At 65.4% G+C, this 19820-nt stretch carries 15 protein-coding genes; 8 read left to right on the top strand and 7 right to left on the bottom strand.

Annotation, left to right across the window (positions count from 1 at the left end; translation table 11 throughout):
- The first annotated feature begins 53 nt into the window (after window positions 1-53).
- Window positions 54-845, top strand: coding sequence for an NAD(P)-binding domain-containing protein (locus AC1DDH_RS17840; RefSeq protein WP_476955979.1), 792 nt, complete (start codon window positions 54-56; stop codon window positions 843-845).
- A gap of 42 nt (window positions 846-887) precedes the next feature.
- Here the strand turns inward: AC1DDH_RS17840 and AC1DDH_RS17835 are convergent, their stop codons facing one another.
- The 3 genes from AC1DDH_RS17835 to AC1DDH_RS17825 form a co-directional block, all read right to left on the bottom strand.
- Window positions 888-2234: an MFS transporter gene (locus AC1DDH_RS17835; RefSeq protein ID WP_476955978.1), complete on the bottom strand. Its 1347-nt coding sequence runs from the start codon at window positions 2232-2234 to the stop codon at window positions 888-890.
- A 360-nt stretch (window positions 2235-2594) separates the two neighbouring features.
- Window positions 2595-3794: an acyl-CoA dehydrogenase family protein gene (locus AC1DDH_RS17830; RefSeq protein ID WP_476857354.1), complete on the bottom strand. Its 1200-nt coding sequence runs from the start codon at window positions 3792-3794 to the stop codon at window positions 2595-2597.
- Window positions 3794-5041, bottom strand: a complete 1248-nt coding sequence (locus AC1DDH_RS17825; protein WP_476857353.1) for a CaiB/BaiF CoA transferase family protein — start codon at window positions 5039-5041, stop codon at window positions 3794-3796. Before AC1DDH_RS17825 ends, AC1DDH_RS17830 begins: the two co-directional genes overlap by 1 nt.
- Window positions 5042-5152: 111 nt before the next feature.
- On the opposite strand from AC1DDH_RS17825, the gene AC1DDH_RS17820 reads away from it, so the two are divergent.
- A complete protein-coding gene (locus AC1DDH_RS17820) occupies window positions 5153-6049 on the top strand; it encodes a LysR family transcriptional regulator (protein ID WP_476851123.1) in 897 nt (298 codons plus the stop codon).
- A 19-nt stretch (window positions 6050-6068) separates the two neighbouring features.
- Here AC1DDH_RS17820 and AC1DDH_RS17815 read toward each other — a convergent pair whose 3' ends face one another.
- Both AC1DDH_RS17815 and AC1DDH_RS17810 read right to left on the bottom strand, forming a co-directional pair.
- Window positions 6069-7928, bottom strand: a complete 1860-nt coding sequence (locus AC1DDH_RS17815; protein ID WP_476955977.1) for a sigma-54-dependent Fis family transcriptional regulator — start codon at window positions 7926-7928, stop codon at window positions 6069-6071.
- A gap of 6 nt (window positions 7929-7934) precedes the next feature.
- On the bottom strand, window positions 7935-9011 hold the full coding sequence (locus tag AC1DDH_RS17810) for an alcohol dehydrogenase (RefSeq protein ID WP_476955976.1): 1077 nt from the start codon (window positions 9009-9011) through the stop codon (window positions 7935-7937).
- A 250-nt stretch (window positions 9012-9261) separates the two neighbouring features.
- On the opposite strand from AC1DDH_RS17810, the gene AC1DDH_RS17805 reads away from it, so the two are divergent.
- The 4 genes from AC1DDH_RS17805 (at window position 9262) to AC1DDH_RS17790 (ending at window position 15498) form a co-directional block, all read left to right on the top strand.
- The gene (locus AC1DDH_RS17805) at window positions 9262-10188 is read left to right on the top strand and encodes an alpha/beta hydrolase (protein ID WP_476955975.1); all 927 of its coding nucleotides are present in this window, start codon (window positions 9262-9264) and stop codon (window positions 10186-10188) included.
- A gap of 50 nt (window positions 10189-10238) precedes the next feature.
- Window positions 10239-11882: a flavin-containing monooxygenase gene (locus AC1DDH_RS17800; RefSeq protein ID WP_476955974.1), complete on the top strand. Its 1644-nt coding sequence runs from the start codon at window positions 10239-10241 to the stop codon at window positions 11880-11882.
- Between the two features lie 204 nt (window positions 11883-12086).
- Entirely contained in the window at window positions 12087-13028 is a 942-nt protein-coding gene (locus AC1DDH_RS17795) for an aminoglycoside phosphotransferase family protein (protein WP_476955973.1), read from the top strand.
- Between the two features lie 745 nt (window positions 13029-13773).
- Window positions 13774-15498, top strand: coding sequence for a DUF222 domain-containing protein (locus AC1DDH_RS17790; protein ID WP_476955972.1), 1725 nt, complete (start codon window positions 13774-13776; stop codon window positions 15496-15498).
- Window positions 15499-15660: 162 nt separating this feature from the next.
- On the opposite strand, the gene AC1DDH_RS17785 is transcribed toward AC1DDH_RS17790, so the two are convergent.
- Entirely contained in the window at window positions 15661-16539 is an 879-nt protein-coding gene (locus AC1DDH_RS17785; protein WP_476955971.1) for a 3-hydroxyacyl-CoA dehydrogenase family protein, read from the bottom strand.
- Window positions 16539-17297 carry an enoyl-CoA hydratase/isomerase family protein gene (locus AC1DDH_RS17780; RefSeq protein ID WP_476851114.1) on the bottom strand — a complete coding sequence of 253 codons (759 nt, stop codon included), beginning with the start codon at window positions 17295-17297 and terminating at the stop codon, window positions 16539-16541. The genes AC1DDH_RS17785 and AC1DDH_RS17780 overlap by 1 nt, the downstream gene beginning before the upstream one ends.
- 177 nt (window positions 17298-17474) lie before the next feature.
- On the opposite strand from AC1DDH_RS17780, the gene AC1DDH_RS17775 reads away from it, so the two are divergent.
- Together AC1DDH_RS17775 and AC1DDH_RS17770 are read left to right on the top strand one after the other, a co-directional pair.
- Window positions 17475-18896, top strand: coding sequence for an NAD-dependent succinate-semialdehyde dehydrogenase (locus tag AC1DDH_RS17775; protein ID WP_476955970.1), 1422 nt, complete (start codon window positions 17475-17477; stop codon window positions 18894-18896).
- A gap of 130 nt (window positions 18897-19026) precedes the next feature.
- A partial coding sequence (locus AC1DDH_RS17770) for a thiolase family protein (RefSeq protein WP_476955969.1) occupies window positions 19027-19820 on the top strand: 794 nt, incomplete at its 3' end.

Below are 19820 nucleotides of genomic sequence, written 5' to 3'. Positions count from 1 at the left end.
CTCCTCCGCCCCTCGCCCTCCACAATCTCCTCCCTCACACTCAAGGAACGCTCATGCATTTGGTAATAGGACTCGGACCCATCGGCGGAAACATCGGCGCACACCTCGCCGAGCTGGGACAAGCGGTCTATGGCTACGACTTCAACCAGGACCGCATCCGCGAGTGGTCGGACGAGAACAAATCACCTGCCGGCAACGACCTCGCCGCTGTTGACTGGTCGTCGGTCGACAGCGTCCACATTGCGGTGCGGTTGGCCGACCAGGTCTCCTCCGTGTTCGAGGCCCTCAAAGACCACACCGAACGGCCGCTGACCGTCTTCGTCCACACCACGCTCGCACCCGCGGATGCCAGGAGGATTTTTGCATCGGCTCCAGAGTCCTGGCGCGCGTTCGAAGCCCCGGTCTCAGGCGGCCCCCAGGGTGCACGCCACGGTTCGATGACCATCTTCCTCGCCGGCCCCGCCCCCACCGATGCCGAGGGCAGGCTGCTGGCTGACATCTCCGGCCGCGTCTTCCGGATGCAGTCCTATGGCCAGCCGGCCTTGGTGAAACTCCTCAACAACGCCCTGGCTACCTACAACCTGGCCGCCACAGCTCGGATGCTCAACCTCGCAGCCGAACACGGAGTACCCGCCGGGGACCTCTTCGAGGTCATCGGCGTCTCCACTGGGCAGAGCTGGATGAGCGACAACCTCGTCGACGTCCAGTACGACCTGCTTCTCAAGGACGTCGGCCTGCTCCGCGGTGAACTCGGCTCACTCCCCACCGGAGACCTCAACGACGACGTCGAACAAGCGATCCTCCAGGCGCGTGCCCTGCTGGGCGCCGATGCCGGAAACGAGTGAGCCCAGGTGAGCCAGCCAGGGCTGGCTCACGTGGGAGCCGGATCAGGCGGTCGTGACGGTGTCCAGTTGACGCACCTGGTCCGCCGCCCGGGGGCCACCGAGCAGTTCCGTCGGTGTCTTGGAGGTCTCGCGCAGCCCGATCACCGCGACCGCGGCAATGCCTGCGGCAACCGCGCCAAAGATTGCCACCGGAAGCCAGCCCGACGGGCCCGGCTTGAGGAGAATCGCCGCGACCATCGGGGCGAATCCGGCAAGTAGGTTGCCGAGCTGGTTGCTGACGGCCATGCCGGTGAACCGGACGGGTGCCGGGAATTGCTCGGCGAAGAACGATGTCCACACGCCGTTGTAGCAGCTGAAGAACAGCGTCATGTTAAGGAACGCGAAAATCGCGATCAGCACGATATCCGTCGTCGAGATCGCCCAAAGGTATCCGAAGATTGTGAGCGAACAGCCGGCAGAGGCGATCAGCATCGTCTTCTTGCGTCCGATGACGTCGGAGAGGTAGCCGGCCGCCGGGATGCCGACAATCGACAGCGCAATTGCGCCGGAGATGACCGCGAGCATCGCGCTCCGGTCCACCCCGACTGAGGTTGCGTACGAAAGGCTGAACACGGCGAACAGGGTCTGAATCGCTGCCATCAGTGATGCCCCGGCGACGCGGATGACCTTCCGCCAGTGGTACTTGAACACGTCGTTCAGCGGCAGCCTGCGAACTGCGCTTTCTTCCTTCGCATCGGCGAACACCGGCGTTTCGTCCAGGTGGCTCCGCACGTAGTAAGTAATGACGACGACGACGGCGCTGAGCCAAAAGGGAATCCTCCAGCCCCAGCTGTAGAGTTCCCCGGCGGGCAGGAGCGCCACCGGCAGGAACACGATGGTGGCCAGCGAGCAGCCGACTGCGTAGCCGACCATAACGAAACTGGTGAAGAATCCACGGCGCCCGACGGGTGAGTGCTCGACGGTCAATGTCGAGGCTCCCGCCGACTCGGCCCCCGCGGAGAAGCCTTGCACGACGCGCAGGACCACCAGCAGTGCCGGGGCCAACAGGCCCACCTGCTCGTACGTCGGAAGACAGCCGATGGCGAAGGAGGCGATGCCCATCATGACGACCGTGGCCAGCATGACGCGTTTGCGGCCGATTCGATCGCCGAAGTGTCCCATCACCACCGCACCGACGGGCCGTGCCACGTAGCCCACTGCGAAGGTGGCGAACGATGCGATCAGCGCAACGGTGGGATCGCCGGAGGGAAAGAACAGCACGTTGAAAACGAGGGCGGCCGCGGCGCCGTACACGAAAAAGTCGTAGTACTCCAGGGCGCTGCCGAGCAGCGCAGCTGTGGCCGCCCGCCGCGGTGTCATCGCGGGCCGCGAAGTCATTGGGTGTGTCATTTGTTTCTCCTTTGAAACAGGACTGTGGGTCTGAAGCAGGACTGTGGGTCGGCGCAACGCTGTCTCCGGTCTTCGCAAGCGACGGTGATGATGCGCCAAGAAATGGGACGAGATTAGTGCGCAGCGCCTGGCGGCGGTGCGTCGGTGTGCCTGCTTCCACCGTAGGTGTGCGTGCTGCGTCACAGGTGTTTCGATGTGGAACAGTCGACGGAAGCTGCGCCGGTGGGGGAGCGGCCAGGACCGAGGCAGGGAGCAGGGGAGAGTGGCGCTGAGAGTCCGCAATGCGAAAGCACGGCCATCCAGTGCGGATGGCCGTGCTTTGTCTTGAGGAATGCAGTGTCTTTTGGGAATCGGAACCGCTCAGGAGAAGGCTGAGAGACCTGTGATTTCCCGTCCCAGGATCAGGGACTGGATGGAGTCGGTGCCTTCGTAGGTGTGGACGACTTCCATGTCGGTGAGGTGGCGGGCTACATGGTGTTCCAGCAGGATGCCGTTGCCGCCGAACATGTCCCGGGCATCCCGGCAGAGCGTTCGTGCCTTGTCCCCGGTGAACATCTTGGCCAGGGAGGCCTGCTCGTTGCTGAGCCGGCCCTCGTCCTGAAGCGCCGCCGTGCGGAAGCAGATCAGCTGCATGGCCGTCAGGTCCGCGAGCATGTTGGCGAGTTTGTTCTGCACCAGCTGGTAGCTGGCAATTGGGTGGCCGAACTGGACGCGTTCCCGGGCGTACTTGACCGCCATCTCGTAGGCGGCGGTGGCGTGGCCAAGGGACTCCCAGGCCACGGTGCTGCGGGTTGTGTTGAGCACCGCTCCGACGTCGCGGAAGGACGTCGACTTTGCCAGCAGGTTTTCAGCGGGGATCCGCAGGCCCTCGATCTCGATCTGTGCCTGCTGGATGGCCCGCTTTGCCATCTTTCCCGTGATGGCCTCGGCGTGGTACCCGGCGGGGTAGGTGCCGTCGTCGTTCTTCTCCAGTACGAACGCCTTCACCTTCTGGTCCGCGGTGTCCCGGGCCCAGATGATGACGAGGTCCGCCACATGGCCCAGCCCGATCCAGCGCTTGGATCCGTTGATGACGTAGTGGTCACCGTCCAGCCGCGCGGAAGTCTCCAGTGCCACAGAGTCTGAGCCGTGCGCCGGTTCGGTCAACGCGAAGGCGCCCAGCTTTTCCAGTCTGGCCATCGGCGGCAGCCAGCGCTGCTTCTGCTCGTCGCTGCCGAGGAGGTTGATGCTGCCCATCGCCAGTCCGGAGTGGACCGCGTTGAAGGTGTTGATGCTGCCGTCACCGCGGGAGAGTTCCATGGCGACGAGTCCGGTCTGCAGCCGGGTCAGGCCAGGGCAGCCGTAGCCTTTGATCGCGGTGCCGATGATGCCCAGTTCAGCGAACTTTGGTACCAGCTGATAGGGGAAGTCCGCCTTCTCCCAGTATTCGTTGATGATGGGAGTGACGTCCTGCTCGACGAAGGAACGCACCCGGGCGATCAAGGCACGGTCGGCGTCGTTGAGGTAGTCGTCCAATCCATAGAAGTCGGAATTGACGGACATGTCCGTTGTGGTGGTCATCAGTGCTCCTCGGGGGATCGTGTGGGAGTACCGGCAAGGCTGCCGGCCGAAACTGCTGTATCCTCGCCGAGCCACGCGCGCACGAGCTCAGCGCCGCTGTCCAGACCGGGCGGGGTGAGGTCGTAGCTCACCGGGGTCCTGGAGAGCCGGATGGGGTTGCGCACGCCGGGCTGCGTGTTCCCGCCGTGCCCCACGGTCACGACGGGTTCCAAGCCGATCCGTTCCGCGAAGTCGATCCCGGCCCTCAGGTCCTGGATCGGCGCGCACGGGAGTTTGGCTTCGGTGAGGATGTCGAACCATTCGGAGGCGGTCCGGGTCGAGAGGCGCTCCAGCAGGAGCGGCCGCAGTTCCGTGCGGTTGGCGCTGCGCAGCGGCGCCTTCTCGAAGCGCGGATCCGTGGCCAGCTCCGGCCGGCCGATGGTGGCGCAGAGGGTGCGGTACTGGGAGTCGTTGCCGATCGCAATGACAAGCTGCCCCTCGCCGGTCTCGAATGGCTCGTAGGGGTAGATGCTGGGGTGCTCGTTGCCCAGCCTGGCCGGAACGGTCCCGCCCAGCACGACGGCCGCCGTCTGGTTCACCATGCCGGAGAGCGCGGAGGACATCAGGTTCATTTCCACCAGCTGGCCTTCCCCGATGCGGTCCCGGTGCCGGAGGGCTGCGAGGATGCCGATGCAGGCATGAAGGCCGGTGATGACGTCGAATACAGCAACCCCGGAACGGAACGGCCCGGTGTCCGGCGCTCCGGTGATGTCCATCAGTCCGGACAGGGCCTGGATCAGCAGGTCATAGCCGGGCAGCTGGGCGCCGCCGGCGGTCCCGAAACCCGTGATCGAGGCGTAGACAACGTCCTTGTTCGTGGCCGCGACGGTGTCGTAGTCCAGTCCGTAGCGCACCAGGTCACCCGGTTTGAAGTTTTCGACGACGACGTCGGCCCGTTCCGCGATGCGCTGGGCCGTCCGGCGGTCGTCCGGATCGCGCAGATCGAGCTTGATCGAGGTCTTGTTGCGGTTGATCGAGAGGAAATACGTCGAGTCATCCCCGCGGGTGGGCGGGCGCCATGCCCGGGTCTCGTCGCCGGCCGGGCTCTCAATCTTGATGACGGTCGCCCCGAGATCGGCCAGCAGCATGGTGCAGTATGGTCCGGCCAGCACCCTGCCGAAATCTGCGATGACGATGCCGCTGAGCGGGCCATCCGGACTGCGGCCGAATGCCGACGTCTCAGGGGTGGCGGAGTGTTGGCTGTCCATCGATGGGCTCCTCGAATAGTGTTCTCTCCCTCCACCATGACGGAGGACATTGCTATCCGTCCAATACTTATTGATGGCCCTTTTGTTGCGTCAGGTGTAATAATCACATGCATGGAGATCCAACAGATCCGAGCCTTCCTGGCGGTGGCAGAAGAGCTGCACTTCGGCCGCGCGGCAGAAAAACTTCACATGGCGCAGCCTCCGGTCAGCCGCAGTATCCAGCAGCTGGAACGTGAGCTGGGAACCCGGCTGTTCGACCGAAGCACCCGCAGCGTCAAGCTGACAGGCGCCGGAGAGGCGTTCATCGGGCCGGCGACGGAGATCATCGATGCCACGCGCCGGGCGAGCATCGCGGTCCGCGCCGCGGACAAGGGCGAAGTCGGGCGCGTTCGGGTGGCCTACGCGGGCGCTTCCACCCATACCCTGGTGGGCCGGCTCGCCCGGGAGGTCCGGCGCGACCACCCGGGTATCCAGATCGAACTCTTCAGCCAGAATTTTGCGCAACCTGCCATGGACCGTGTCCTCAGCGGGGACATGGACATCGCCCTCGGTCGCTGGGACTACATTGCCGCCGGTATCGAAACGCGGCTGCTTGCGGCGGAGGACCTCGTCGTGGCCGTACCGGCAAGCCACCGTCTGGCCGATGCCGCCGAGGCCCGGATGGCAGACTTCCAGGGCGACGTTTTTGTTTCGCTGCCGCCGCATGCAGGGGCCGTATTGAACGACCGGCTCCGCCGGCTCACGCACGCCGCCGGGTTCGAGCTCGACGTCGTCCAGATTGTCCCGGATTCCTGGACGGCTCTCTCGCTGGTGGCGGCGGAGGTGGGCTGTACCCTCACGCTGTCCTCGGTGGCCGAGTCGGTCACGGATCCCCATGTGCGTTTTGTGCAGCTGGTGGACGAGACCCTTCCGGTCGAGCTGCGCATGGCCTGGCGGCGGGACAACTCCAGCCCCGCCTTGCGGGCGGTCCTGGAGTTGGCTGAGAGGATCCTGCCCGGCGCCGGATGACAGGCGCCGGATGACTGGGTCAGGTCGCCATGGACTCGGGTGTTTCGATCCCCAGTGCGCGCAGCTTCCGGTAGAGCGTGGTCCGGCCCATGCCCAAGGATTCCGCGGCGACCGAACGGTTCCCGCCGCTCTGTTCGAGTGCGGCCACGATCGCATCGCGCTCGAGGGATTCCAGTTTGGAGAGTTTCCGCCTGCCCGTGCTTCTGAGATGTTCCGGGAGGTCATTGGCCTGCACCACGCGTCCGGGATGTGCCCGCCCGAGTGATTCGAGGGTGGCGCGCAGCTCGGCGACATTGCCTGGCCAATGCCAGCGCATGAGCCCTTGCAGCGCCGCTGCGGAGAGCGTGGATCTGTCGGCCGGAGCTGCTGCGTCCAGAAAATGTGCCGCCAGTACCGGGATGCGTTCCTTGGTGGCGGAGAGGCTCGGCACATTCACGCGCGCGGCGATCTGGGACACCACTTCGGATACGAAGTCCGGGCATGCGTCCGGATTCGTCGTCAAGACGAGCCGGGCTGGAGAGGGGCCGGCCGTGTCGCTGTACGGCGGTGTACCTGCGTGTGTGGCGCCCGCCGACGGCCCGGCCGGCTGCTGCCGCACCGCCACATCCAGCGCCTTCAGCCTGTTAAGCTCGCTCCGGGGAAGATCCTCCAGATGCCGCAGGACGACGCTCCGGCCTGCCGCGATCGCCTCGCGGCAGTCAGAGAACCAGATGGCATCCTGTTCCCCTGGCAGCAGGCAGGCGTCGAGGATCAGCGGATTCGGGCCGGAGTCCTGCCCATTGAGCCAGGCGAGTGTGTGGTGAAGCTTGCCGGAGCCGCCCTGCCCGCAAACAGCAATCGCCCCGGGCCCCTGACCTGCGCGATCGAAAGCATTCCGCATGATGTGCCCAAACGCCGCCCCGCCGCCCCAAGAGCCGCCGTCGGCCACCCCAGGCTCGGCCCTGCCCGGACTGCTTGCGGCCTCCGGAACGCGGGAAAGCTCCAGGGCGAAGGCCGAGCTCCCGCCGGAATCGTCAATTCGCTGGACCGTGGCATCGACGTTCAGGGAGGGAATCTCGATGGTTTGCTTGGCGCCGGTCCACACGAGGCCGCGCAATTGTTCCCACAGGGTGGTGTGCAGTTCGCTGCTCATGACGGCCAGTCCGGAGACGTTGGTCATGACAGCCTGGGCGTCGAGCATGATGACCGGGGCCTTGGAGGAGCTCAAACGCAGTTGCGACATCCCCAGGGCGAGTCCCGTCGCGCTGCCGAGATCGAGCAGTCGGCGTTCGATCTGGCCGCCGGCTTCGCGGGCCATGGCCAGCATGAGCGGGTTGTCCAAAGCGGTGTCGCAGGCGAAGGAAATGGATCCGAGCACCCGGCGGGTGACCGGGTGCAGAATCGGGGCCCCGGAACACGACAGGGGTGCCAGTGCCTCGTTGAAATGCTCGGCTCCGCGGACAAAAACGGCCTGGCGTCCTTCGATGGGGGTGCCCAGCCCGTTCGTTCCCACGGAGCGCTCCGAGAAACTGAATCCTTCGGCGGCATTTGCCTCATCGAACCGATTGCCGTGCGTCCTGTCCCCGAGCCTGCGGGCGATGATCTGACCGGACTGGTCACTGAGGAACAGGGATATGCCCATGCCGTTGAGGCTCTCCAGCCAGTGGTCCATCACGCTCTTGGCGGCCCGGATGAGGATTCCGTCCGGATCGAAGTCGTTGACGAAGAGGAATGCCTCGGGCCCTGCCGACGCCTCCACGCCGATAGAGCGGCGCCAGCTGTGCTCGATATCCGGGGAGACGATTTCCGTCAGTTGGGTCCCATTCAGCAGGCCGCGGCGGATGAGCTGTTCCCGGGCAGCGCGGAGCGCATCATCGGGCACCTTCCTGGGGTTTTGCATGGCTGGTCAGCCCTGGGCTCCGTCTGCCGCGCGCAGGACGACGCGTCCGGGCACGCCGCCGTGCGTCAGCTTGTCCAGGCTCTCGCCAACAGAGGCGGCGGAGAGCTCGGCGTCGATGATGGGGATGTGGGGAATGGCGTCCCGCTTGGCCAAGGCGATGAGCTGGTTTAGCTCGTCCGGGGTCCCCACGAAGCTGCCTTGGATAGTGAGCATCTTGAGGGCCATGAGCGCGGTGGGTACCGTCAGTTCGCCGCCGAAGAGCCCGACCTGGATCAACCGGCCGCCCTTGCGCAGGGAATCGAAGGCTACCGGCGCCGTCTGGCTGTTGTTCACGAAGTCAATGACGGCCGCCACGGGCCCGCCGCTGGCTGCAACGATTCTTGCACTGAGGGCCCCGTCTGTGGACTGGACGGTGGTGGCTGCGCCAACCTGCCGCGCGAGCTCCAGGTTGCGTTCGGAAATGTCGACGGCGCAAATGGCCTGGTGCCCGAGCGCGCTCAGGGTGGCGATGGCGGTGAGTCCCACTCCGCCGGCGCCGATCACCACGACGGGTTCGTCGGGTCCGAGCGGAAGGACCTTGTTCACAGCGCTGAATGCCGTCAGCCCGGAGCAGGCCAGCGTCGCCGCCCAGCTGAGGTCCAGGCCCTCGATATCCACCAGGTACTTTTCGTCACCGACCAGGATCTGCTCGGCGTAGCCTCCGTGCTCCGCTACTCCGAGGTTGCGTCCGTTGGCGCAGACATTGTCGCGGCCGGCAAGGCAATCCCGGCACGTGCCGCAGCCAATCCAGGGATAGACCAGCCGGATGTCCCCGGGTTTGGTCCCGTGCACACGGTCGCCGACCTTCTCGACGACGCCGACGACTTCGTGCCCCATGACCAGCGGGTAAGTGACGCCCCGGTCCACCAGCTTCAACGCGCCGCGGCTGCCCAGATCGTACGAACCTTCACGAAGGTGGGTGTCCGTGTGGCACACACCGGAACGGATGACCCTCAAGAGGACCTCGGTTCCTGTCGGCAGCGGATCCGGCAGTTCGATGTCCTGGATCTCTGGGCTGTCTTGGAAAACGGCAAAAGCGTGCATGGTGACCTCGCATCGTTGCGCAGACTGTATTGATTCAAGAATGACACCAGTTCTGATAGGTATCCAATACTAAATCGCGGCCCCTTTGATGTCCTGAGCGCAACAATCAGGAGCCGCGTGAGTGTTCCAAAGTGGAACACTGAGCCGGCAGAAATGTGACCCACGCTATATGTAGCGGCAAACGCAGCCAACAACCGATCCATCCGTTCCCGGGCAACGCGGGGGCGCTCTCCATACGAAGGAGTATGAGATGACTATCTCGACCGAAGCAGCAGTGACTGAAACATCTCAGGCGACCGACCCCCTCCGCGACCTGTACGCGGACTGGTCGGAAATCATCGCCACCACGCCCAACCTGACGATGCGCCTGTTCCGCAGCATCTTCGACGAGTGGCACCAGCCCACGCGGGAGCCTGAGGCAGTCACCTACAAGGAAGACGTCGTCGGCGGTGTCCCCGGCATCTGGGCCTTCCCGGAAGGTGCCGACCGCACAAAGGTGCTGCTCTACACCCACGGCGGCGGCTTCGCCGTCGGCTCCGCGTCAAGCCACCGCAAGCTTGCCGGCCACGTTGCCAAGGCAATCGGCGTCGTCACCTTTGTCCTTGACTACCGCAGGGCGCCCGAGCACCCGCACCCGGCCCAGGTCGAAGACGGCGTGGCCGCCTTCAAGGCCCTCGTCGAGAGCGGCATCCACCCGCAGGACATCACCACCATCGGCGACTCCGCCGGTGGCAACCTTGCGGTTGCCATTCCCCTGGCCCTCAAAGAACAGGGAGAGCCGCTGCCCGGCCAGGTCATCGCCTTCTCACCCTGGCTGGACATGGAGAACAAGGGCGAAACGCTGATCACCAACGACGCATCGGACGCACTCATCTCCGTGCCCCTGCTCGAGGGCATGATCGCCGGCGTGCTGGGCGAGTCCGTCAGCCCGCAGAACCCGCTGGCCAACCCGCTCTACGCCGATTTCGCCGGGTTCCCGCGCCTGTACATCACCGCGGGCTCGTCCGAATCCCTCCTGGACAATGCCACCCGCCTGAACGCACTGGCGGAAGCCGCCGGCGTCGACGTGACGCTCTCCATCGGCGAAGGACAGCAGCACGTGTACCCGTTCCTGGCCGGCGACTCCGAGGTTGCCGACGCCGAACTCGCCCGTATTGCCGGCTGGTACAAGTACTGAGCCCCGGCCACTTCACTACAAAGACCTGAAACACAAAGGAGTATTTCATCATGGCTGAAGAACAGGGGCAGACTGCCTCCACCACCCCCACCGCCGAATTCGACGCCGTCGTCGTGGGCGCCGGATTTGGCGGCATCTACATGCTGCACAAGTTGCGCAACGAACTGGGCCTCAACGTCCGCGCCTTCGACCGCGCCGGGGGTGTGGGCGGCACCTGGTACTGGAACCGTTACCCTGGTGCGTTGTCGGACACCGAGAGCTTCGTGTACCGCTACTCCTTCGATGACGAACTGCTGAAGGAATGGAACTGGACGCACAAGTACGTGACGCAGCCTGAAATCCTCAGCTACCTCGAACACGTGGTTGACCGGTACGAGCTGCGCAAGGATATCCAGCTCAACACCGGGATCACCTCGGCCCGCTACGACGAGTCCGCCGACCGCTGGGTCATCGGAACGGACGCCGGGGAAACCATCACGGCGAAGTACATCGTCAACGGCCTCGGACTGCTCTCGGCCACCAATATCCCCAACATCCCGGGCATCGACTCGTTCGAGGGCAAGATCTACCATTCCGGCGCCTGGCCCGAAGGCGTGGACCTTACCGGCAAGCGCGTCGGCGTCATGGGCACCGGTTCCACCGGCCTGCAGATCATCACCGCCATCGCGCCCAAGGTGGGGCACCTCACCGTCTTCCAGCGCTCGCCGCAATACAGCGTCCCGGTCGGCAACACCACTGTCACGCCGGAGTACGTCGCATCCGTCAAGAAGGACTACCCCAAAATCTGGGAACAGGTCCGGGCCTCCGGCGTCGCCTTCGGATTCGAGGAGAGCACCGTTCCGGCCATGAGTGTGTCTGAAACGGGCCGTCAGGCGGTCTTCCAGAAGGCCTGGGAAGAAGGCGGCGGATTCCGCTTCATGTTCAACACTTTCGGCGACATCGCCACGGACCGGGACGCCAACGAAGCTGCCGCATCCTTTGTCCGGGGAAAGATCGCCGAAATCGTCAAGGACCCGGAGACGGCCCGCAAGCTCACCCCGACCGACCTTTACGCCAAGCGCCCCCTCTGCGACAGCGGCTACTACGCCACCTTCAACCGGGACAACGTTGAGCTGGTATCCGTGAAGGAGACGCCGATTCTCGACCTGACACCTAAGGGCATCAGGACGTCCGACGGCGTTGAGCACGAGCTCGATGTGTTGATCTTCGCCACCGGCTTCGACGCCGTGGACGGCAACTACACGCGGATGGACATTCGTGGCCGCGGTGGCGAAACCATCCAGGACCACTGGAAGGAAGGCCCCACAAGCTACCTCGGCATCACCACCGCCGGATTCCCGAACATGTTCATGATCCTCGGACCGAACGGTCCCTTCACGAACCTGCCGCCGAGCATTGAGACCCAGGTCGAGTGGATCTCCCAACTGGTCAAGGACGCAGAAACCGGCCAGGTGGCCTCCGTGGAACCGACGGCCGAGGCCGAAGAAGCCTGGACCGAGACCTGCCAGGAGATCGCCGAAATGACGCTCTTCCCGAAGGCCGATTCCTGGATCTTCGGTGCCAATATCCCCGGCAAGAAGAGGACGGTCATGTTCTACCTCGGCGGCCTCGGCAACTACCGGAACAAGCTCGCCGAAGTTCGCGAATCGGGCTACGAGGGCTTCGACCTGAAGGTACTCGCCCCGGCGGAGTAACCACAATCAAATGACAGCGACGGCGGCTGCCACACCTTGGGGGAGTGGTAGTCGCCGTTCTGCGGTCCCATGGCGAAGCATTTGCCCATTGGTAGGCTTGGACGCTTCTATATTCGTCAAGCAGTGTTCCAGGTCCTGACGTGGGAGAAAGCATCTCCCATCTCGTCCTGACCACGCACTAGTAAGTGGGCTAACGTCAGCTGCATGACTATGCACGACGACCAGTTGCACATTGACGAGGACCTCGCTTGCCGACTGGTAGTCGAACAATTCCCAGGTTGGGGTCACGAGCGCATCAGCCGCGTCATGACGGACGGCACGGTCAACGCCATATTCAGAATCGGCGCCGATCTCACGGCACGTTTCCCGCTCCGATCCGCTGACCCAACTGACATAAGCGCTGAGCTCGTCCGGGAGGCAGCCGCAATGCGTGAATTGGCAACATGCTGTCCCGTCCCCACACCGGAGCCAGTGGCTTTGGGCCGTCCTGGTCACGGCTATCCGTTGCCGTGGTCTGTGCAAACGTGGTTACCCGGCGTCGTTGCAACACCCGATGGCTTGGCGCACTCGGAAGTGTTCACCCGTGACCTCGCCACCCTCGTTCATTCGCTTCGAGCCGCCGATGCGAGAGGCCGCCCTTTTACGGGATCCGGTCGTGGCGGCGACTTAAAGAACTCTGACGAGTGGATGGAAGTCTGTTTTCTTAAGAGCGATGGCCTGCTTCCGGTAGACCGGCTCCGTGCGCTCTGGTCAGAATTCCGGAGCCTGCCCTCTGCTGGCCCGGCGGTGATGACGCACGGGGATTTGATTCCCGGCAATCTCCTCGTCGGAGGCGACCGACTTCTTGGCGTCTTGGATGGTGGGGGTTTTGCTCCTGCCGATCCTTCCCTTGACCTTGTCGCAGCCTGGCACATGCTCGATAACGAAAGGCGGGCACTCTTACGCCGGGAGCTGGCGTCTAGTGACCTCGAGTGGAGGCGTGGAGCCGCCTGGGCGTTCCAGCAGGCAATGGGCCTGGTCTGGTACTACCGGGAAACGGTTCCAGGGATGAGCGCGCTCGGGCGGAGCACCTTGGCGCGCATCCTCAATGACGGAGAGTTTTCGGTTTCTACCCCCACTGGTTCAGGTGCTGCTAGCCAGCACTAACCGGTGGTTGAGGGTTCGGTAGATCTGCCGGGTGATGTATCGCTTGAGGCTGCGGACGATCTCTTTCTTGGTGCGTCCTTGGCTTGTTCGTTTCGCGACGTAGTCTTTGGTGGCTGGGTCGCGGGTGACAGTCAGGGGTTTGCGGGCGTCCATGCCGAGTGGTCCTGGATGCGTACGCGTTCATCAAGGGCTGGCTTATCGCCACCTCGCTCTGAGTAGGCTTTCTGCTGCTCCTGGTTGCGGCCCACTATGGCGTACCCGCCGCGCTGGACGGAACCGACGCCGGCCATGTTTGGGGCTTTTTGGGCATGGTGGTTCTTTATGGCTTCGGAGTTGCCCTGGTGTTCGCGGCGCCACTGGCCTGGGTGTTGGTCTACCTTCTGCGCCCGGTCCGGCAACAGTGGATCCACATCGGAGTTTTTTCGCGGTGCCCACCCTCGCGTTCTGGCTGCTGGGAAGCGTCCTGGGTCTCGGCCGGCAGACCTGGCTGCTGATCCCATGGGCCACAGTTGGCGCAGCGGCAGCGATCGGCCGGTGGGCGGTCCGCAAAGATGTCCTTTCCTCGAATTCTGCTGCTGCGCCCGCCAGACCACCCGGTGCATGATTGGACTACAAGCACCGGGGGTGCCATATAACGCGGCGAAAAGACCGCCACCTACCGCTGCGGTTCACAAACGTGCCGGCTTCGTGCGGGCACCGTTTCGGTCGCATCAATATTGTCGGTGGCTCGTGATTTGCTTGGCGTATGGATCGCGGGACAGCGTGGAGTGCGGAGTTGAGTGCGGAGAGCGGGGCGGCCGTGGAGGCCGTCGCCGCCTCTGTTGCCGCGCTGGCTGCCTTGGCCGGCGCCGGCGCCGGCGCTGACGACGCCGGTGCGCCTGCTGCCGACCCGTTGGGAGACGGCGATCCGCTGCGGCGGCGGGCGGATGCCTGTCTGGACGGGCTGGCCGAGGTCGCCCGGATGGAGGCCCGGACCGCGGCGTTGAGGGTGCGGCTGACCGCCGACTACGCGCAGGCAGCCATAGCCGTTGCACCGCCGGCGCCGTCCGCGCGGGACCGGGCCGCCCAGGCGATGGCCCTGGTGGCCGAGGTCGCCTGTGTCCTGACCGTCAGCGAACGCGCCGCCGCGGCCCTCCTCGCCGAAGCCCGGGCCCTGATGTCGGCGTTGCCGCTGACCCTGGCCGCCCTTGAGTCCGGGGCGATCTCCTGGCAGCACGCACGGATCATCGTGGACGAAACCAGCAGCCTGGATGCGGCCGGGGCGGCCGGGCTCGAGGCGCACTTCCTGGACCCCGAAGCACCGAACCCCGCCCGTGGGTGCCCGGCCGGGGAGCTCGTTCCGTCCCGGTTCCGGGCCAAGGCCCGCGCCTGGCGCGAACGCCACCACCCGGCCGGCATCGAGGAACGCCACGCCACGAGCGCCGCGGACCGGCGGGTCGAGTACACTCCGGACCGGGACGGCATGGCCTGGCTCTCGGCCTATTTCCCGGCCGACACCGCGGCCGGGATCTGGGAACGGGCCACCGCCGCGGCCCGCGCCCTTCAGGGCCCGGACGAGCCCCGGACCCTGACCCAGCTCCGCGCCGACGTCACCGCCACCTGGCTCCTCACCACCGGCACCGGCACGGGTGCTGGATCGGACGACGGCGGCACCGGTACCGGCGCGGGTGTTCCGGTCCCGCGGGCGCAGGTCCTGGTCACCGTCCCGGTCCTGGCCCTGCTCGGCGCCACCGAGGAACCGGCCGTCCTGGACGGGCACGGGCCGATCCCGCCCTCGATGGCCCGCCGCCTGATCGCCGAGGGCGCCGGTTCCTTCCACCGGGTCCTGACCGACCCCCGGGACGGTGCCCCGCTGGAAATCGGCCGGACCAGCTACCGGCTGACAAAGGCCCAGCGCCACTGGCTCCGGCTCCGCGACGGCCGGTGTCCGTTCCCCGGCTGCGCCAACCATTCCCTGGACAACGAGGCAGACCACCTCCTGGCCTGGGCCGACGGCGGCACCACCGGCATCTCCAACCTCGGCCAGCCCTGCCCGAAACACCACCGGCTTAAACACGCCTCCGCCTGGACACCGTCCCGGGCCAGCAAAGACCACCCGCCGGGCTGGACCACCCCGGCAGGACGGCACTACCCCAGCGAACACCAGGACTGGGAGCCGCCCCGCTGGCCCGAAGACTGGCTGCCCCACATCCCAGCCACGGACGAACCCGGCCCGGAACCCGACACCGACCCCGACCAAGACCAGCCCGCCGATCCAGGACATCGTTGCGAGCCGGAACTGCTCCCGGACTACCATCCCGGCCAGGATCCCATCCCGGAGCCCGACATTGAACTGCCCCCGGACCCGTTCCCGGACTGGCATCAATTCACGGCCGAGCGCTGGTTCCCCGCCGCAGACACGGACGACCCGGGCTGGCCGGCACTTCTGGGCAGCTCTTCCGCGAAGGACCGCCCGCTCCAATGTGCGTGAGCCGCTGGTCGTGTGCCTTCCGGTTCTTTGGGTCGGAGGGATCGGCGCGACGCCGCCGCCACGACGGCGTTGAAGAACCCAGCTTTGCTCAACGAAGCTCAGCTGGACACGATGGCGGCCAGCGAGAACGCTTGCCGCCATCGGGCTATCGGTTCTGACAGCTCAGGAGTATTCGTAGAACCCTTTGCCGGACTTCCGTCCCAGCTCGCCGCGCTCCACCATGTCGCGGAGGATCCGGGGCGGGGCGAAGCGTTCGCCGAGGGTTTCATGCAGGTACTCGGCGATACCGAGGCGCACGTCCAGCCCGACGATGTCCGTGGTGCGCAGTGGTCCGGATGCGTGCCGGTAGCCGAGTTCCATGGCGGCGTCGATGTCCTGGGCGCTGGCCACGCCCTCTTCAAGCATCCTCATGGCCTCCAGCGCAATTGCCACGCCAAGGCGCGAACTCGCGAAGCCGGGCGCGTCATTGACCACGATGGGAGTCTTACCGAGCCCGCGGACCCAGCCGGTGGCGGCGTCGGAGAGTTCAGGGGCGGACCGGGGGCCAAGAACGACTTCCACCAGCGTCGAGGCCGGGACCGGATTGAAGAAGTGCAACCCGCACAGCCGTTCCGGCCGGCCGAGCGAGTCAGCCAGGTCGGTGACGGAGAGCGAGGACGTGTTGGTGGCAATCCAGGCATCCGTGCCCAGGTGGCGCTCCACGTTGAGCAGGGCATCCTGCTTAAGCTTGAAGTCCTCCGGCACGGCTTCGACAACAAGGCCCGCCCCGCCGAAGTCGACGGCGTCCGTGGAGACCGCAAACCGGCCCAAGAGCGACTCCAGGTCCTCGGTTATCGCGTTCCTCTCGAGGGCCTTGGCCAGCGTCACTCTCACGCGGTCGCGGGCCGCTGCGGCTGCGGCCTCGTCCCGTTCGACTATTGTCACCGCAGCTCCGGAGACAAGGAAAGCGTGGGCGATGCCCGCGCCCATCCGGCCTCCGCCGAGAACGCCTACCCTCGTGGGGACGCCCTGGGTTTCAAGTGGGGGAGTGGAAGGGGTCATTAGTTGGTTCCTTTGCGTTGTTTTCGGTCCAGAAACGCCTGCATCCGCTCAAATTTTGCCTCTGATTCAAAGAGGATCCCTTGGGCGAGTTCGTCAATGGCCGGGTGTGCTGACCTTGGGGCGTGGAGGACGCTCTTGGTGAGGCGGACCGCGAGTGGATCCTGGGATGCGATCCGGGCCGCGAGTGCGAAGGCCGCGGGGATCAGCTGGTCTGGTTGATGCAACTCAGTGACCAGCCGAACAGCCATTGCCTCAGCGCCGTCGAGCACTTTTCCGGTGAGCAGGATTTCCTTGGCCAAAGGCTCGCCGACGAGCTCCACGAGGCGCCAGCCTGCGCCGGCGGCGGCGAGGATGCCCAGACCGGTTTCGGGGTTGCCGATCTTTGCCCGTGGCGTCGCAATCCGGAAATCCGCCGCATAGGCCAGCTCAGCGCCGCCGCCGAGCGCAAACCCGTCAATGGCTGCGATCACTGGCATCGGCAGCCTGGAGATTCGCTGGAAGAGGCCGGAATTGATGCCGGCCAGGGCATCATCACGGCGGCGTTCGCGGAGTTGGGCGATGTCGGCTCCGGAGGCGAAGACGCCGCCGGAGGGAAGCTGCGCCCCGGAGAGGATGAGTATTTTGGGATTGCGCTCCAAATCCGCGCATACAGTGTGCAATTCGTCCACCATGAGCTGGTCTATGGCGTTGCGGACTTCTGGCCTGTTGAGTTCGACATGGACGGTCGCGTCGGCGTCGTGGATTTTGATCGTCTTCACCAGCCCACCATGGCATCGTTTATTACACAGCGTCCAATACCTAATGGACCGGCCGTTATTGTCGGAATTGGATAGATCAGGCCCGAGGGCAGTCACTCACGACGCCGTCATTGATCCAAAATCCTGATTGATCTTGAGGCTAATAAGTATTGGACTGCATAGCCGGAAGCTGGGATCGTGATTGCTAAGACAAAGACGTACCTGCAGAAAGAGTTCCGGATCATGAGCAACTACGCGACCATCAACCCGGCAACCGGAGAGCGCGTTGCCGAGTTCCCGACACTCACCGACGAGGAAGTGCAGGATGCGCTCAAGCGCTCCTTCACGGAATACCGCACCTGGCGCTCCACTCCGCTGGCGGAACGGGCCGCCGTGCTGACCCGCGTGGCCGAGCTGCACCGCGAACGTTCCGAAGAACTCGCCGCCTTGCTGACCCTGGAGATGGGCAAGCCGATCGCCGAAGCACGCGGCGAGGTTGCCCTCGTGGCCTCGATCTACGCCTACTATTCGGACAACGCCGAGCGCTTCCTCCGCGATGAACCCTTGGAGATCCGGGGACCCGGCTCAGCCGTGGTCCGCACCGAACCCATCGGACCGCTGGTCGGGATCATGCCCTGGAACTTCCCCTACTACCAGGTCGCCCGCTTCGCCGCACCCAACATAGTGCTGGGCAACACCGTGATCCTCAAGCACTCACGCAACTGCCCGCAGTCGGCGCTGGCCATCGAGGCGGTCTTCCGCGACGCCGGGCTGCCGGCCGATGTCTACATCAACGCGTTTGCCACCAGCGGCCAGATCGCCACCATGATCGCAGACCCCCGGGTGCAGGGTGTTTCCCTGACAGGCTCCGAGAAGGCCGGATCCGCCGTGGCAGAAATTGCCGGACGCCATCTGAAGAAGTATGTGCTGGAGCTTGGCGGCTCCGATCCGTTCATCGTGCTGCCCGACGCCGATCTGGACAAAGCCGTAGCCGGCGCCGTGGCTGGCCGCATGTACAACGGCGGCCAAGCCTGCACTGCGTCCAAGCGCTTCATCATCGTCGGCGGAATCTACGACGAGTTCCTGCGCCGCTACACCGAGGCCATGTCCAAGATCGCCCCGGGTGACCCGACCGATGGGCAGACGACCTTCGGGCCGCTGTCATCCCGGGCCTCCGTCGATGACATCGCCGAGCTGGTCCAGGACGCCGTCTCCAAGGGCGCGACCGCAGTCACGGGTGGAGGCGCCCCCAACGACTCGGGCGCCTACTACCCCGCAACCGTCCTGACCGGTGTGACGCCGGACATGCGGGCTTACTCGGAAGAGATCTTCGGCCCGGCCGCCGTGGTTTACCGGGTGGACTCTCCCGAAGCCGCTGTTGACCTGGCCAACGACTCGCCTTTCGGCCTCTCAAGCTCCATCTACACCGCGGATGTTGAGGCCGCCCGGCAGCTTGCCGAACAGCTGGAGACCGGAATGGTCTGGATCAACAGCATCAGCCGCAGCGCCGCCGACCTTCCGTTTGGCGGGGTGAAGCGTTCCGGCGTCGGACGAGAACTGGCGCAATACGGAATCAATGAGTTCGCCAACAAGAAGCTGATCCGGATCCCGGCAGCGTAGGCCCGCTCGAATCACAGCCAAGTCGCCGAGGGCGGCCAGCCAGCCCAAGGCAGCAGCAGGGGGTCGTTTTGCGCCCTCAAACCACCCCTGCTGCTGCGTAGTTGGGCGCCACAGAACTTAGAGGAAAATCATGAATCAGGCATTTATCTATGACGCTGTGAGGACGCCGTTCGGGAAGTTCGGTTCCGGCCTCGCCGGGGTCCGCCCGGATGACCTTGCGGCGCACGTGATCCGCGAATCCGTGAAGCGCGCCCCGGCCCTGGACGTGGAGCGGATCGATGAGGTGGTGTTCGGCAACGCGAACGGCGCGGGCGAGGAGAACCGCAATGTCGCCCGGATGGGCACCCTGCTGGCCGGGCTGCCGGTCTCGGTCCCAGGCACCACGGTCAACCGGCTCTGCGGGTCCTCCCTGGACGCGGCGATCATCGCCTCCCGCCAGATCAACACCGGCGACGCCGAGCTGCTGTTGATCGGCGGCGCCGAATCGATGTCCCGGGCCCCGTGGGTGCTGCCGAAGACCGAGAGGCCCTACCCGGCCGGGGACCTGACCCTGGCCTCCACCACGCTGGGCTGGCGGCTGGTGAACCGGGCCATGCCGGCGGACTGGACCATCTCCCTGGGCGAGGCCACCGAACGGCTCCGGGAGAAGTACGGCGTGACTCGCGAGCAGCAGGACGAGTTCTCCGCCGCCTCCCACAACCTCGCCGCCGCGGCCTGGGACGAGGGTTTCTACGACAACCTCGTCGTCCCGGTCCCGGGCACGGACCTGGTCCGTGACGAGGGCATCCGTCCCGGGTCCTCGGCGGAGAAGCTCGCCGGGCTCAAGACCGTGTTCCGGACCGGGAACGGCACCGTCACGGCCGGGAACGCGTCCCCGCTCTCCGACGGCGCGTCCGCGGCGTGGCTGGGCAGTGAAAAGGCCGC

The organism is Arthrobacter sp. 10T425 (genome assembly GCF_056393985.1).
Note: the sequence above shows the minus strand (reverse complement) of the source record. Positions and strands in the feature narration are given on the sequence as shown.